Here is a 15452-nt window from a genome sequence, read left to right on the forward strand (position 1 = left end):
TTCCGCGGTTAGTCTCTTGGGGTGACTAGTGAAACCTCAGCGCCCGTGCGCCCCAAAACCGCCATCGATGCCGTCGCAGACGCCTACACGGACACGCTCATCCGGCTCGATCCGAGCCTTGCCACCACCCTGGGCGTGCCTGGCCACGACACGGAGTTTCAGGACTTTTCGCCTGCCGGGATCGAAGAATTCGCTGCCGCAGCCCGCGAGACCCTCGATGCCCTCGCCGGGCTGGCTCCCGTGGACGACGTGGACGCCGTCACGCTGGATGCCCTGCGTGAACGCCTCGGGCTGCAGCTGGAGTTCCACGAATCGGGCTGGGATACCGCCGAACTGAACAACATTGAATCTCCGGCCCAGAACATCCGCTCCATCTTCGACCTCATGCCCACGGAGACCGAGGAGCACTGGGAACACATAGCCGGCAGGGCCGGCAACGTACCCGGCGCCATCCGCGGCTACATCGAGTCCCTCCGCTCAGCCAGGCAAGCCGGACGGGTATCCGCTTCGCGCCAGGTGTCGATCGTCATCGAACAGGCCACCAAGTACGCAGCAGGTGACGGTTTTTTCGCGAAGCTCGCGGCCGGCGCCAAGACCGCCGACGGCCCCCTGCCGGCCGGGCTCCAGGAAAAACTCGACGCCGGCACTGCCGCCGCCCGCACCGCCTATGCCGGACTCGCAGCGTTCCTCAGGGATGAACTTCTGCCCGCCGCCCCCGAAAAGGACGCCGTCGGAAGGGAACGGTACGCCCTGGCCTCCCGCGGTTTCCTCGGGGCGGCCGTGGACCTGGAGGAAACGTACGCGTGGGGCATCGGGGAACTGGAGCGGATCATCGCCGCGCAGGAAGCCGTTGCCAGTGAGATCCGGTCCGGGGCTTCCATCGCGGAAGCCAAGGAAATCCTGAACAGCGATCCCTCCCGCCAGCTGAAGGGCACCGATGCCCTGAAGGCGTGGATGCAGGAGCTTTCGGACCGTGCCGTGGGCGACCTGGCCGACGTTCACTTTGAAATCCCGGATGTCATGAAGACCCTGGAGTGCCTCATCGCTCCGACAGACGAGGGCGGCATCTACTACACCGGCCCGTCGGACGACTTTAGCCGTCCCGGACGCATGTGGTGGTCCGTGCCGGCTGGCGAGGACACGTTCACCACGTGGGCGGAAACCACCACCGTGTTCCACGAGGGCGTGCCCGGGCATCACCTCCAGATCGCCACTGCCGTCTACCGGCGCGAACTCCTGAACAGCTGGCGCCGCAACGTCTGCTGGACCTCCGGACACGGCGAAGGCTGGGCACTGTACGCGGAGAAGCTGATGGAGGAGCTTGGCTACCTCAAGGACCCCGGCGACCACATGGGCATGCTGGACATGCAGCGGATGCGGGCTGCCCGGGTGGTCTTCGACATCGGCGTCCACCTGGAGCTAGAGGTACCGGCGCGCTGGGGATCAGGTACGTGGACGCCGGAAAAGGGCTTCGACTTCCTCAAAGCCAACCTGGAGATCAGCGAGGGGCAGCTGCAGTTCGAATTCGCCCGCTACCTCGGCTGGCCGGGCCAGGCACCGTCCTACAAAGTGGGCCAACGGCTGTGGGAGCAGATCCGTTCGGAACTGGAATCCCGGCCCGGCTTTGATCTCAAGGCGTTCCACACCAAGGCACTGAACGTCGGGTCCGTCGGCCTCGACACACTCAAGCGCGCGATGCTCGGGTAGGGCTCACGCTGATTGAGCCTGTCGAAATCCCGGGCCCAACCGCCCACCGCTGATTGAGCCCGTCGAAATCCCCGGCCCAGGGAGATGTCTGCCATATGCGCTGTGGGAACAGCTTCACAAAGCGTTGGATGGGTGCCGAATATACGGCGATCACAGCGTGACGGGCAGAGAGCACTTAGGCCTCTCGCGTCACCTTCGCCATTGGAGCGAACGCTGGACTGTGCCTGATCACCGTCCTGTTCGTGGCACGGCTGCTGCGTAAACCGGCGAAGTCATGATCCTTGCCCCCTAGCGATTCGCCTTCGAATGGCTAGGGGGCAAAATTGTCCTCGTAACGGTTCCTCGAACCGAATAGCGGAGCCGATGATCAGCTGGCCCAGCGGGCCGATGTCGGGGCAGTAAACGTCGCTATTTAATAATCCTCTGCGACCACTTGCTCGCTTGCTGCCACTCGGACGCTCTCCAGCACGGGTGTCCGGAGTACGTCTTCGATGCACTCTGCAGATCCCCCTACGTACACGCTGCGCGCATAGATGTCATTGCCGACTGCCCAGGAACCGTCCTCGGGGATCCACCAGAGAGGCATATCCGCCTCTCTAGCTGCTGCAGATGGGCCCACATCTGCAAGCGAACCGTGCAGCACATGCATCTGCCTGCCATAAGAGCCAAGGACAGTCTCCGAACCACGGTAGGCATCATTTAGGCCGGCGTAACCCTCCCACGCAAGAAAATAGACAGAGTCTGGAGTCTGGGTGTGTTCACCCAAAACGGACGCCAACGCATCCGCTACCTCCGTGTCGATGCCGCCCATTATCGGGTCCAAGCGGGGCAGTCCAGAGGCACCGGGATGGATGGAGACATCCCGCCATTGCGTGCGACCGGTAATAGTGGCGGCCTTTCCAGCCACTTCTGTCCAGCTCCTGGTGACTCCGGTAGCGCGGGCAGGGTTGAAGACCCGGCAAAATGCTGGAAGGTCCATTGGAAAGAACTCAGACACAGTGAGTTCCGTTCTTGCATTTCCACCGCGCATTTCAGAAAGCCAGGAAGGGAGAGCTGATCGCGCCGGCGTCTTCATTCCGACATGGTAGTCCTACTGTCCTAAATCGAATCGCAGGAGTTGTGGTGGCATCCAGAACGCCAGGATCAGAAGCGCAGAGACAACCGGGGGCAATGGTCCGGAGAATATTTCCGACAACTTATCCCAGCCGGCAGCAACCAGATCGCCGCGGGTGACAATCCGAATGAAATGGCAAATACAAGAACAGTCAGTACTGCTTCTGCGAGTCGAATCGTGGCTGATCTTGACCAGATTCGGCCCACTCGTGGGCGAATTGGAGGGCCGCGATTGAATTGAAGGCCGGACTATGGCCGTCACTGGCCACAATCCGGCCCCGGTTTGGCTTAGGAGGAAACCCTGTCGGCGACCCGCCGCCGGAGGCGGTCGGCGAGGATGCCACCCCGTGCTAGCATCGCCACAATCCACCACGCGACCGCATGCAAGTCGCATTGACTCAGGAGGTTCGCGGTGCCAGACACCACCTGCCACATGTCAATCTCGCTGGACGGCTTCGTCGCCGGGCCGGACCAGAGCCGCGAGGACCCTCTGGGCAAGCGGGGGCTGGAGCTGCACGGCTGGCACATCAGCGACCCGCGAGCGAACCATGCCGACAAGGTCGCGAACGAGTGGCTCATGCGCCCGCGGGGCGCGTATGTGATGGGTCGGAACATGTTCGGCCCGATCCGCGGGGACTGGGATGAGGAATGGACCGGGTGGTGGGGAGCCGAACCGCCGTACCACGCGCCGGTGTTCGTGCTGACCCATCACGGCCATGACCCTATCCAGATGGACGGCGGGACGACCTTCCACTTCGTCACCGAGGGCTTCGACGCGGCCTACTCCGCAGCGTGCCAGGCCGCCGGGGACAACGGCGTGGACATCGCCGGTGGGGCCTCGACCGTCCGACAGGCACTGATCGCCGGCGTGATCGACGAGCTCACCCTCGACATCGCACCGGTCCTGCTCGGTTCGGGCGAGCGCATCTTCGACGGGGTTGAATCCTTCGGCTTCGAACCCGCCGAGGTGCTTCACTCACCGCTGACCACCCACATCCGCTATCGCCGGCGTCAGCTAACTCCGTAGGCGCTGCCGGCCTCCCGCACGGCTGTCAACGTGGCAGGGCAGGCCCTCGTACCCGCCATTGTGGCCAAGCGCCGGGGCGTCCTGGACGAGGCGCTTTACAACGCACCCCCTCTCCAGTGATCCCTTCTCGGATGACTCCCCCGCGGATGACCAGGCCGCCGCCGATGGTTCCGCCGCGGCTGCGCAGGGCGGGAGCTGGCCGACACCAGGCATAGCTAAGCCGAATCGCCGCCGGGGCACCTGCCGTGCGCGGGCGTTGGGGTAGGGTACCGTCCATGGACGTCATCCTGGTTCCCGGATTCTGGCTGGACGCTTCTTCGTGGTCGGAGGTGACGCCCCCGCTCGTCGCGGCGGGGCACCGCGTCCACCCCATGACGCTGCCCGGCCTGGAGGCAGCAGACGCACCGCGTGCCGGCATAGGCTTGCGCGACCACATCGACGCCGTCGTGGCGGCGGTAGACGCGCTCGACGGCCCGGTGGTGCTGGTGGGCCACTCGGGCGGTGGCGCCATCATCCATGGCGCCATCGACAGGCGTCCGGACCGCGTGGTTCATGCCATCTACGTGGACAGCGGTCCGCTGGGAGAGGGCGGCGTCATCAACGACCAACTACCGGCCGAAGGGGACGACGTGCCGCTTCCGCCGTGGGACGGCTTCGACGACGAGGACCTCGTCGATCTGGACGACGGGCTGCGGACCATGTTCCGGGCACGCGCCATCCCGGAGCCCAAAGGCGTGGCCTATGACCGGCAGCATCTTCATGACGAGCGGCGTTACGAAGTCCCGGCCACCGTGATCGCCTGCGAGTTCCCGACGACCCTGCTCACCGAGTGGATGGACGCGGGCCACCCGTACGTGGAGGAACTGGCACGGATCCGCGACGTCGAGCTGGTGGACCTGCCAACGGGGCACTGGCCGCAGTTCACCAAGCCGGCCGAACTGGGCGCGGCTATCCTGGCCGCGGTCAACCGCGCCTCATAGCCCGCGCCGGACAGGGCACGCAGCATTCGGAAGCGGCGCAGCATTCGGAAGGCTAGTGGCCGCCGCCGATCACGCCGTTTTCGACCGCCTTAGTCACCGCGTCCGCCTCAGCCTGCGTCAGCGTGCCGTCAGTAACCGCCTGGTCGAGGCGCGACTTCAAAGCTGCCGCCCGGCTCTTCTGCGCCTCAGTGCGCAGTTCTTCCACTGCGGTCTTGACCTTGGCCTCGTCGATTCCGAGGGACTTTGCCAGCGATGCGGCCAATGCCGACTCCATCGCAGCCTGGTCCGGCTTTTGCCCGTCGGAGCGGGGCGCAGAAGGCCGGTTTGCGTCGCGGAATGTCCTCAGCGCGTCGGCGACCTTGGCCTGATCGACGCCCAGTTTGGCCGCGAGCGCCGCGGCCCTATCGCCGTGTTCCCCGTGACCGTGTCCGTGCCCACGCCTGCCCCCGCCGTCGAACCGCTGCGCGTCGGGAGCATTGCCGGAAGGGCTACTGGAGCTGGGCGCTGGAGTCGGAGTGGCCGTCGATGCGGCAGCCATTCCCGTCACGCCAAACCCGGCACCAAGCGCCACGGCCGCCACGCCAAGGCTGAGTGCCATTTTCTTCGTACGCTTCATGATCTCTCTCCTGGATCTGCCGTACGGAGACGGCTCCATCCTCGCCGGCCGTACCGGCCATGAGACCAGCTTGCACCACACACATAAGTGGCGGCTATGAAGGGCCTGTGAAGTACATATGAATCCTGTGCGGAACCTATGACGGTTGAGGCTGACGTTGAGGGCTTTTCTTGCGCAGAGTGCAAAGATGCACGTAGTGTAAGTGCGTGTCCACTTCCACTTCTCCGCCGGCCGCCCAGCAGCCGGCACCACCTACACGGCGCGAACTCAAAAAAGCCGCGACCCGCCAGGCCATCTCGGATTCCACCCTGGGGCTTTTGCGCAGCGCAGGGCCCGGCAATTTCACCGTGGAGGACATTGCCGAGTCGGCAGGCATCTCGCGCCGCACTTTCTTCAACTACTTCAGCAGCACCGAGGCGGCCATCGCTTCGGTGACGCACGGCTTCCTCGACACTGCGCTGGAGCAGTTCCGGCTCCGACCGGCGGACGAGCCCATCCTTGAGTCAGCCCGCGCAGCCCTCGTTGAGCTCGCCGACCCCATGACGGTCGCACCGATGGCCGAGCTCTTCAGCCTGACTCAGGCCAGTCCCCTGCTGGCCCGGTCCGAGCTTGAGGCGTGGGACCACTGCACCGAGCAGATCATCGCTGCCGCCCGCGAGCGCGCCGCCCGGAACCCGGCCGTGGACATGGACGGGGACATGGACGAGCTCTACCTGCGGGCCCTCGCCGGTTCCGTCATCTCCTGCGGGAAGGCCGCGATGGAGGTGTGGTTCAGCCGCTGCGGAACAGACCTCTCGGCGGAATCACTGGCCATCCTCCGGCAACTGCTGATCGATTCGATGGCACTGCTGGGTTCCGGCTTCGCCGCCCCGGCTCCGAAGCACCCGGATTCTCCGGCATCCCAGCCCCTACAAAGCGACTCCCCTGCCCCGCACTCCTCAGAACGGTCCTGACATGGCACTTCTGCTTTACCGACTCGGCAAGTTTTCCTACCGGCACCGGTGGATCGTCATCTCGCTCTGGCTGGCGGTCCTCGTGGCTGTCGGCGGCTCAGCAGCAGCGTTCCACGGAACCATGTCCAACAATTTCCAGATCCCGGGTACTGAAACCCAGCGCATGCTGGACAAGCTGAAGCAGGATCTTCCCCAGTCTTCGGGAGGTTCCGCGGGAATTGTCTTCGAAGCCAATGACGCGCGGTTCAGCCAGGCCGGAAAGGACGCCGTCTCCGCCGCCCTCGCCAAGCTGGAGACTCTCCCCGATGTCCAGGGGATCGTGGATCCGTTCGCCACCCAGGCGCAGCTGGACAAGGCCGCCGAGGCCATCACCGCCGGTGAGCAGAAGGCGGCGGCGGGACAGACCGAGCTGGATAAGGCACGCGCCCAGCTCGTGGCGGGCAAGGCCCGGCTCGACGCCGCCGAGAAGCAAATGTCTGCGGCCGGGCTTCCGGCGGCTGCGGTTGAAGGGCAGCTGGCGCAGCAGAAAGCAGCCCTCGCTGCGGGTCGGGAAAAGCTCGACGCCGGCATCAAGGAACTGGAGACGGGCGCGGCAAAACTCGCACTCGCCAAGCGCCAGCTCGCCGCTTCCCAGGGGATGCGTTTTGTCTCCGCTGACGGCAAGGCCGCCATTGCCCAGGTCCAGTTCAAGACCTCGATCAATGCCCTGGCGCCCTCGGTCAGGGAGCAGGTCCAGGACATCGCCAGTGGGGTGGACTCCGCCGGCGTCACCGCCTTGGCCAGCAAGGAAATCACCGAGGATGTCTCGGAACTGTTCGGCATCTCCGAGATCGTAGGCATTGCCATCGCCGCCCTGGTCCTCATCGTCATGTTGGGCACTCTGATTGCGGCCGGGCTGCCGCTGCTCATGGCCCTCGTGGGCGTGGCGGCCGGGGTGGGCGGAACCTTTGCCCTGACGGGCGTGATTAGCATGAGTTCCATCTCGCCCATGCTCGCCCTGATGCTGGGCCTCGCTGTCGGCATCGATTACTCACTGTTCATAGTCAACCGCCACCGGAGCCAGCTGCTGGCCGGCATGGAGGGCGAAGAATCGGTTGCGCTGGCTACGGGCACCTCGGGCAACGCCGTACTTTTCGCCGGGCTGACCGTGATCATTGCCCTGGCCGCACTGGTGGTCCCCGGACTGCCGTTCCTCGCCGTCATGGGTGTGTCGGCCGCCGCGACCGTGGCCGTCGCCGTCGTCGTGGCCCTGACCCTGACTCCGGCAGTCCTCTCGCTCGTGGGCACGAAGCTCATCTCCAAGAGGGCCTGGGCGAAAGCCGAGGCGCACAACGCCGCGCCCGGCCACGACGCAGAGGACCGGGCCAAGGAAGAGCATCGGAGCAGCCACGGCTGGGGTGGGCTGGTCACGCGCCACCCAGTTCTGGCGCTGCTCGCCGGCGTGGTCCTGCTCGGTCTGGTGGCGCTGCCGGCCAGCCAGCTCCGGCTGGCGCTCCCCGACGGCGGTTCCGAACCGGTGGATTCCCAGGCCTTCAAAGCCTATGACGTCACCGGCCGAAGCTTCGGCGAAGGCGTCACCGGCCCCATCGTGGTGGTGGGCGATTTCCCCGCCGGACTTAGCGAGTCCGAAGCGCAGACCAAGCAGTTCGACGTCGCCGACATCCTCCGAGGCGTGGACGGCGTCACCGCCGCGGTCCCCGTGGCGCTGAGCGAGGACCGCCGCACCGCGGTGTTCCAAGTGATCCCCAAAGAAGGCCCGGCAAGCGCCAGCACCGTCAGGGTGGTTTCCGAGCTCCGCGGCAGGAACGCGGAAATCAGGGACGCCACGGGAGTCAGCATCGGGCTCACCGGCCAGACCGCCGGTAACGTGGACGTCTCCACGAAGCTCGGTGACGCCCTGCCGCCCTACCTGGCCATCGTCGTCGGGCTTTCCCTGATCCTGCTGCTGCTGGTGTTCCGCTCCGTCGTGGTGCCGCTGCTCGCCACCGGCGGTTTTCTGCTCTCACTCGCCGCCGCGTTCGGCGCGGTGGTTGCCGTCTACCAGTGGGGCTGGCTGGGGACCGTGTTCGACGTCGCGAACCCGGGTGCGGTGCTGAGCTTCCTGCCCATCATCCTGATAGGCGTGCTGTTCGGGCTGGCCATGGACTACCAGGTGTTCATCACTTCCGGAATGCGCGAATCGTACATGCATGGGGAACCGGCCAGGCACGCCGTCCGCAGCGGGTTCAGCCACGCCGCAGCCGTGGTCACCGCCGCTGCGATCATCATGGTCAGCGTCTTTGCCGGCTTCATCTTCTCGCACCTGACCATGGTCCGGCCGCTCGGCTTCGCCATGGCCTTCGGCGTGCTGGTGGACGCGTTCGTGGTCCGCATGACGATCGTCCCGGCCGTGATGTACCTGCTCGGCGATAAGGCTTGGTGGCTGCCTCGCTGGCTGGACCGCATCCTGCCCGACGTGGATGTGGAAGGCGCGCGCCTCCGCAAACCAAGCACGACGGCGGCCGCTGCCTCTGTGCCCGAACCCGCCGAAGCTCCGGCCGGCTGATCTCGTCTGGCGCTGCTGGCAGCTTTCGCACCGCTCCTGCGGCGTGGAGGTGCATTCTCATCCTGTCGCCCCACCTGATGTTCAAGCAGCTGATCGAATGTGGACGCCACTCGCTGCCAGCTCAGGCCGCGCGAGGAGCTTCCGCCGCGAGCACAGCCCTTGCCCGCGTACGAACCTTCGCGGAGCGCCGGAGTTGACGTCTGCGCCGGCAGGCTTCCGCGTTCGAAGCGTCAAGCTGAGTTCCGGGCAAAGGTGGCGCAGTGGAGCGGTAACTGTGGCCCGTCGGGGTCCGGATTTCGATAGTGTGCCTGAGCCAGCCGGCGTCGCGGGAACCAAGGGGCTTCACTGTCCAGCCAGGCGCTTCTTTAGTGTGGTTGCAGGCTTCGCAGAGCCCGGCACCGTTTCCGTGGGTGGTGGGTCCGCCGCGATGCCACGGAACGATGTGGTCATAGTGGCGGACCGGAGCATCACAGTACGGGGCGCGGCAGGTGTGGTCGCGGGCCTCGATGAAGCGGCGCAGCCCGGCGGGGAACAGCCTGGCCCGGGAATCCATCGCAACCAGCTCTCCGGCACCCGGAGCCGTGTAGAGCCGTCGCAGCCAGGCCTCAACGTCGTTGGAGGCGGAGATCCCGCCTTCCATTGCAGCGGCTTCCTTGACGGCATCCCTTGCCCAGCCCGCCGGGACTACACCGTAACCGGGCAGCCGGGCCGGTTCGGAGTCGCCCTGGAACAGCGTGCGGTCGGTCATGATGAGCTGGATCTCGATCCCCGTGATCCCGCCTGGTGTACCCGTGATCCTTTCAACCAGGGCGTCGGCCATGATCTGCCCCCGGGAACGTTCATCCCCGCCGGAGCGGAGGGAGTCCGCGTGGCGGCTGAGCGCTGCGTGCACGGCCACACCGGCCGAGACGGGCAACAGGGCGGTCAAGTAGCACATGGTGTCCGGAGCGGGACGGAGGCTGACGTGCCGTTCGGTGGCGGCGTGGGCGGCGCGCTGCGTGACGGAGCGCGGGTCGCGGCGATAGGCGGCGGTACGGGCGGCGGCCACCAGTGCCCGGTCTCCTACACCGGCCAGCGTTCCTGCGTCGGGCGCGAGTTCCTCGTCGACGCTACTGCGGTCCGCGGAGGACAGACACGCCGTTTCGCGCACCAGCAACGTGGCCCGCCACTCGTTCAGCTGCCCCGCCTCCAAGGCAGCGAGCGTGTGCGGCATCTCAATCACCAAGGCCTTGGCCAGGCCCAACAACCGGTTTCCCTTGGCCGGGGATTCGCCACGCGCAAGGGCAATCTGTGCTCCAATGCCTGCCCCGAGCCGGTCAGCGGGGATCCCGACGTCAGACTGCTGCCGGCGCTGCAGCTGGTCGAAGGCGACGGACAGGCGGGCCTGACGGGCAGCCAAGGCAGACTTTCTGTCTTCCAGTGTCCGGATCTCATCAATCAGGCGGCCACCGTCCTGCTCGGCCATGCCTGCGCACAGGACTAAGGCTGCATCGTCCGTTGCCGGCGCCTGACAGCAGCTGCAGGCGCAACCGTACCCCACTGCGGCCGGAACCGCGTCGGACCCCCAATTACCGTTCATAGCTCAAGTGTCGCTGTGGGCTCTGACATTAAGGGCCATCACGTTACTGAGGGCCCGTCGAAGCCGGTCATCCGCTTCGGCGGCCATCGGGGAGGCCCCCATCCCGGACGTAGCTGCCGGCACACGACTGAGGACGACCGCGACTTCAAGACGCGTCCTAACGGTCCTCAGTGCAGAGCTCAGCTCGTCCAGCCGCCGGTAGTGTTCGATCAGCCCGGCAGTATCCTCGGGCAAAGTCATTTCCCGAAGCATGCGGTTCCCCATGGTGATCAAGCCACGGCTGTCGTAATCATCGCGTCCGGCCATTGTTGAGGCCCCTTCCGATCCCTGATTCCGTCGATGATGCAAGTGTTCCTGTGGGCTGTGACATTTAAGGGGGGCTGTTGCAGCGGATAAGAAACGGCTTCCGGGATTAGGCTGGAGCGGTGACCCGCCTCATTCTTGCCTCCCAGTCCCCCGCCCGCACCAAGCTGCTCAGCAACGCAGGCATCGCTCACAAGGTCCTCGTCTCCGATGTGGACGAGGACGCCGTTCAGGCCCGCTACGGCGTGACCGACCCGCACGATACCGCCCTGCTGCTGGCCCGGGCAAAGGCCGAGGCCGTAGCCTCGCTTCCGGAGGCCGAGGGCGCCCTGGTGATCGGCTGCGATTCGGTCTTCGAGTTCGACGGCGAGGCCCACGGCAAGCCCTACACCCCGGAGGTCGCCAAGGAGCGGATGCTCCGGATGAGCGGCAGCATGGGCGTGCTGCACACCGGACACTGGCTCGTGGACTGCCGGGACACCGATTCAAATGACGACGGCGGCCCCGGCTCCGGGGCGACGCTCGGTTCCGTCTGCTCAGCCGAGGTGCACTTCATGGACATGAGCGAGGCCGAGATCGACAGCTACATCGCCACCGGCGAGCCGCTCCAGTGCGCGGGCTCCTTCACGATCGACGGCTACGGCGGAGCCTTCATCCGCAAGGTCGACGGCGACCCGCACACCGTCGTCGGACTCTCCATCTCGACCCTGCGCGGGTTGCTGGGGCAGGCGGCGGTGGACGTCACCGACCTTTGGACCGGCGGGGCCGTTGATCCCGCGGAGGTCCGCGCAGAGTGAGTTGATTCGCAACTCTTTGTAGCTTCCCTACAAAGGTTCGGGGCATTACGCGCGGAATCCGCAAGCAATATCGGCGGAACCCTCAAAATCGCGCTAGGCTCCCTGAAGGAAAGAAGGAGACGCCTTGTCAGCAAATTCGGAGCAGTCCGCAAGTCCAGAGCAGTCCGCGGCGAGCGGCGGCCCTAGCGCCAGCGCCATCGCAGGTGCCGGCACCACCGTCCCAAGCTCCGCAGGCGCCGCCCTGACGAGCTCCAAGCGACTGACCAAGGTCCTGATCGCGAACCGCGGTGAGATCGCAGTCCGCATCATCCGCGCAGCACGTGACGAAGGCATAGCCTCCGTTGCCGTCTATGCCGATCCCGACCGCGATGCCCTCCATGTCCGGCTGGCAGACGAGGCCTATGCACTGGGCGGCAATACTGCCGCAGAATCCTACCTGGTGATGGAAAAGCTGATCGAGGCAGCCCACCAGTCCGGCGCCGATGCCATCCACCCCGGTTACGGCTTCCTCGCTGAAAATGCGCAGTTCGCGGCCATGGTTATCGGGGCAGGCATCACCTGGATCGGACCGTCCCCGGAGGCCATTTCCGCCCTCGGCGACAAGGTCCAGGCCCGCCACATCGCCGAGAAGGTTGGCGCCCCGCAGGTTCCCGGCACCGCCGATCCCGTTGAATCCGCTGAGGAAATCCTCGAATTCGTGGACAAGTTCGGCCTGCCGGTCGCCATCAAGGCGGCCTTTGGCGGCGGCGGACGCGGCATCAAGGTAGCCCGCACCCGCGAGGAAATCCCCGAGCTCTTCGAATCCGCCGTGCGTGAGGCCACCGCGGCGTTCGGCCGTGGCGAGTGCTTCATCGAGCGCTTCCTGGACGCCCCCCGCCATGTTGAGACCCAGTGCCTCGCCGACGCGCACGGCAATGTCGTCGTCGTCTCCACCCGCGACTGCTCGCTGCAGCGCCGCAACCAGAAGCTCGTCGAGGAGGCGCCTGCCCCCTTCCTCACCGAAGAACAGAACCAGCGCCTCTACGAGTCCTCCAAAGCCATCCTGAAGGAAGCCGGGTACCTCGGCGCCGGCACCTGCGAATTCCTCGTGGGCCAGGACGGCACCATCTCCTTCCTTGAGGTCAATACCCGCCTCCAGGTGGAGCACTGCGTCTCCGAGGAAGTTACCGGGATCGACCTCGTCCGTGAACAGTTCCGCCTCGCCCGCGGCGAGGAACTGGGCTACGGTGATCCCGAGGTCCGCGGGCACTCCATCGAATTCCGCATCACCGGCGAGGACCCGGGCCGCAACTTCATGCCCGCCCCGGGCACGATCACCGCGCTTAAGAACCCCACCGGCCCGGGCATCCGCATCGACTCGGGCGTGGAGCAGGGCGACGTCATCAGCGGCAATTTCGACTCCATGCTGTCCAAGCTGATCGTCACCGGCAGCACCCGCGCCCAGGCCCTGCAGCGTTCCCGCCGGGCTCTGGAGGAGATGGTGGTGGAAGGCATCCCCACCGTCATCCCCTTCGACCTGGCCGTCGTCAGCAACCCGGACTTCGCCCCCACCGAGGGCCCCTTCAAGGTCCACACCCGGTGGATTGAAACGGCGTTCGTCAACGACCTCCCCGCCTGGACGCCCACCGGGGCCGTCTCCGAAGCGGAGGAAGCCGGCGAACGCCGGACCGTCGTGGTGGAGGTCGGCGGCAAGCGCCTTGAAGTGGCACTGCCCGCGTCACTCGGATTCGGCGGCGCGCCCGCCGGCGGCGGAAAGCCGGCCAAGTCCAAGAAGCGGAGCCGCTCAGGCGGCGCCGCAGTGGCGGCCGGCGGCAATGCGCTGACCTCCCCCATGCAGGGAACCATCGTGAAGGTGGCCGTGTCCGACGGTGACGTCGTCGCCGAAGGGGATCTCGTCGTCGTGCTTGAAGCCATGAAAATGGAGCAGCCGCTGACCGCCCACCGTTCCGGCACAATCACCGGACTGGCCGCAACAGCGGGCCTGACGGTGGCCGCGGGCGCCGTCATCACCACCATCGAGGACTGAACCGCGCTAAGGCCGCCCCACCCCGGGGTGACGCGACACAGCACATGAAAATGCCCGGTGTGAATTCACACCGGGCATTTTCATCTGCCGAACCAGTGGGCCGGCAGGAACCGACGCGTCAGGCCACGTTGTTTTCGTAGTCCAGGTCCCGGGTTTCCTTGCTCAGGAAGAGTGCAATCAGCGTCAGAACTGCCATGACGCTGAGGTACACGCCCACCAGGACCGGGCTACCCTTCGCCGTTTCCCACAGCCACACGGCGATGAACGGCGCCACGGCCGCACCGAGGATGCTGGAGACGTTGTAGCTCACGGCCGATCCCGTGTATCGGACGTTGGTCGGGAACAGCTCCGGCAGCAGCGCGCCCATGGGTCCGAAGGTGAGGCCCATCAGGGTGAAGCCGAGGATCAGCACGGCCATGGTGCCCACGAAGCCGCCGCCGAACAGCGGCACGAACAGCAGGCCGAAGACGAAGATGCCCGACGTGACGGCGATTAGCATCTTGCGGCGCCCGTACTTTTCGGCCAGCGGGCCTGAGACCAGCGTGAAGATTCCGAAGAACACCACGCCCGCGATCAGCATCCAAAGGAAGTCGTTGCGCGTGTAGCCCAGGCCCGGGACAAAGGCAGCGGCTGCGGCCTCGGTCATCGGCTTGCCGGTCTTTTCCGCTGCCGCTTTGGCCGCTTCCAGAGTGGCCGGACGGGTGCCGTAGGTCAGCGTGAAGGTGGTCATGAGGTAGAACAGCACATACGTTGCCAGCATGATGAACGTGCCCAGGATGAGCGGACGCCAGCTGGACTTGAAGACCCGGCCGATGGGGAGCTTGGCCACTTCGTTGGATTCGAGGACCTTCGTGAAGGCCGGCGTTTCGATGAGCTTGAGCCGCACGTAGAGGCCGATGATCACCATGACGGCGCTGAGCAGGAACGGCACCCGCCAGCCCCAGGCTTCGAAGGCGGCCGGGGTGAGGGTGTAGTTGGCCACTAGGAAGATCACGTTGGCGATGATGAAGCCGATGGGCGCGCCCAGCTGCGGGAACGTGCCGTAGATGGCGCGTTTGTTGGCCGGGGCGTTCTCGGTTGCAAGGAGGGCTGCACCGCTCCATTCGCCGCCGAGGGCCAGGCCCTGTGCAAAGCGCATGATCACCAGCAGCGCCGGAGCCCAGAACTGCCAGCCCGGCACCGTGGCCGTTGGCAGGCAGCCGATCAGGAACGTTGCAATACCCATGGTCAGCAGGGACGCCACGAGGGTGCCCTTGCGGCCGAACTTGTCCCCGAAGTGGCCAAAGACCACGGATCCAAGCGGGCGGGCGATGAACGCGACGCCGAAGACTGCGAAGGAGCTCAACAGCTGGGTGGTTTCGTTCTGGCCCGGAAAGAACAGCTTCGGGAAGACGAGCACCGCGGCGGTGGCGTACACGTAAAAGTCGTAGAACTCGACGGTGGTGCCGATGAGGCTCGCGACGATCACGCGGCCGCGCGAGTTCACCTGCTTGGCGGAGCCGGGCTGCGAGGTGGCAGTGGATGACATGTAGTGGCGCTTTCACTAGGACTGGACGGACGATGCTTCCGACCGCCGTCCAACTACGGGATAAAACAGAGTTCAATATTAGTTCCCGCAGTCCATTCAATGGACAAATCGTCCACCATGCGGACAAATCGGGTTGTCTCAAAATGCCGTCGCCCAGTTAGCCTAACGCTGCAGGCAGAAGGCTGATAGGCAAATGTCACAGCACGTTAACAAACCGCGACCGTCCGCGAAACGCGGCTTCCCTACCTTGGAAGAACAACATTCCCCAAGGAGGTACA

12 protein-coding genes and 1 pseudogene are annotated in these 15452 nt (G+C 65.7%); 8 read left to right on the forward strand and 5 right to left on the reverse strand.

The features are described from left to right. The first annotated feature begins 21 nt into the window (after positions 1-21). Positions 22-1707, forward strand: a complete 1686-nt coding sequence (locus tag AC1DDG_RS03305) for a DUF885 domain-containing protein (protein ID WP_476874938.1) — start codon at positions 22-24, stop codon at positions 1705-1707. Between the two features lie 412 nt (positions 1708-2119). Here AC1DDG_RS03305 and AC1DDG_RS03310 read toward each other — a convergent pair whose 3' ends face one another. Beyond that, entirely contained in the window at positions 2120-2518 is a 399-nt protein-coding gene (locus tag AC1DDG_RS03310; RefSeq protein WP_476874939.1) for a hypothetical protein, read from the reverse strand. A 714-nt stretch (positions 2519-3232) separates the two neighbouring features. Here AC1DDG_RS03310 and AC1DDG_RS03315 point away from each other — a divergent pair. The 3 genes and pseudogenes from AC1DDG_RS03315 (at position 3233) to AC1DDG_RS03325 (ending at position 4827) form a co-directional block, all read left to right on the forward strand. Then, positions 3233-3847, forward strand: coding sequence for a dihydrofolate reductase family protein (locus AC1DDG_RS03315; protein ID WP_476874940.1), 615 nt, complete (start codon positions 3233-3235; stop codon positions 3845-3847). Between the two features lie 3 nt (positions 3848-3850). Then, positions 3851-4112: pseudogene (locus tag AC1DDG_RS03320) on the forward strand (hypothetical protein); the annotation flags it as partial. A gap of 10 nt (positions 4113-4122) precedes the next feature. Continuing rightward, a complete protein-coding gene (locus AC1DDG_RS03325) occupies positions 4123-4827 on the forward strand; it encodes an alpha/beta fold hydrolase (protein ID WP_230119926.1) in 705 nt (234 codons plus the stop codon). Positions 4828-4879: 52 nt separating this feature from the next. On the opposite strand, the gene AC1DDG_RS03330 is transcribed toward AC1DDG_RS03325, so the two are convergent. Further along, entirely contained in the window at positions 4880-5443 is a 564-nt protein-coding gene (locus AC1DDG_RS03330) for a hypothetical protein (protein ID WP_476874941.1), read from the reverse strand. 206 nt (positions 5444-5649) lie between these two features. Here AC1DDG_RS03330 and AC1DDG_RS03335 point away from each other — a divergent pair, with 206 nt between their 5' ends. Both AC1DDG_RS03335 and AC1DDG_RS03340 read left to right on the forward strand, forming a co-directional pair. Next, on the forward strand, positions 5650-6396 hold the full coding sequence (locus tag AC1DDG_RS03335) for a TetR/AcrR family transcriptional regulator (RefSeq protein WP_476874942.1): 747 nt from the start codon (positions 5650-5652) through the stop codon (positions 6394-6396). A 1-nt stretch (position 6397) separates the two neighbouring features. Beyond that, positions 6398-8941 carry an MMPL family transporter gene (locus tag AC1DDG_RS03340; RefSeq protein ID WP_476874943.1) on the forward strand — a complete coding sequence of 848 codons (2544 nt, stop codon included), beginning with the start codon at positions 6398-6400 and terminating at the stop codon, positions 8939-8941. Between the two features lie 121 nt (positions 8942-9062). Here AC1DDG_RS03340 and AC1DDG_RS03345 read toward each other — a convergent pair whose 3' ends face one another. Both AC1DDG_RS03345 and AC1DDG_RS03350 read right to left on the reverse strand, forming a co-directional pair. After that, on the reverse strand, positions 9063-10406 hold the full coding sequence (locus AC1DDG_RS03345) for an HNH endonuclease (protein ID WP_476874944.1): 1344 nt from the start codon (positions 10404-10406) through the stop codon (positions 9063-9065). A gap of 117 nt (positions 10407-10523) precedes the next feature. After that, a complete protein-coding gene (locus AC1DDG_RS03350; protein ID WP_476874945.1) occupies positions 10524-10760 on the reverse strand; it encodes a hypothetical protein in 237 nt (78 codons plus the stop codon). A 185-nt stretch (positions 10761-10945) separates the two neighbouring features. On the opposite strand from AC1DDG_RS03350, the gene AC1DDG_RS03355 reads away from it, so the two are divergent. Together AC1DDG_RS03355 and AC1DDG_RS03360 are read left to right on the forward strand one after the other, a co-directional pair. Further along, complete coding sequence (locus tag AC1DDG_RS03355) at positions 10946-11620, forward strand: Maf family protein (protein ID WP_230119922.1); 675 nt, start codon at positions 10946-10948, stop codon at positions 11618-11620. A 241-nt stretch (positions 11621-11861) separates the two neighbouring features. Next, positions 11862-13646, forward strand: coding sequence for an acetyl/propionyl/methylcrotonyl-CoA carboxylase subunit alpha (locus AC1DDG_RS03360; protein WP_476875022.1), 1785 nt, complete (start codon positions 11862-11864; stop codon positions 13644-13646). A gap of 118 nt (positions 13647-13764) precedes the next feature. Here AC1DDG_RS03360 and AC1DDG_RS03365 read toward each other — a convergent pair whose 3' ends face one another. After that, the gene (locus tag AC1DDG_RS03365) at positions 13765-15174 is read right to left on the reverse strand and encodes an MFS transporter (protein WP_476874946.1); all 1410 of its coding nucleotides are present in this window, start codon (positions 15172-15174) and stop codon (positions 13765-13767) included. Between the last annotated feature and the right edge of the window lie 278 nt (positions 15175-15452).

Source organism: Arthrobacter sp. 10L430, from assembly GCF_056395245.1.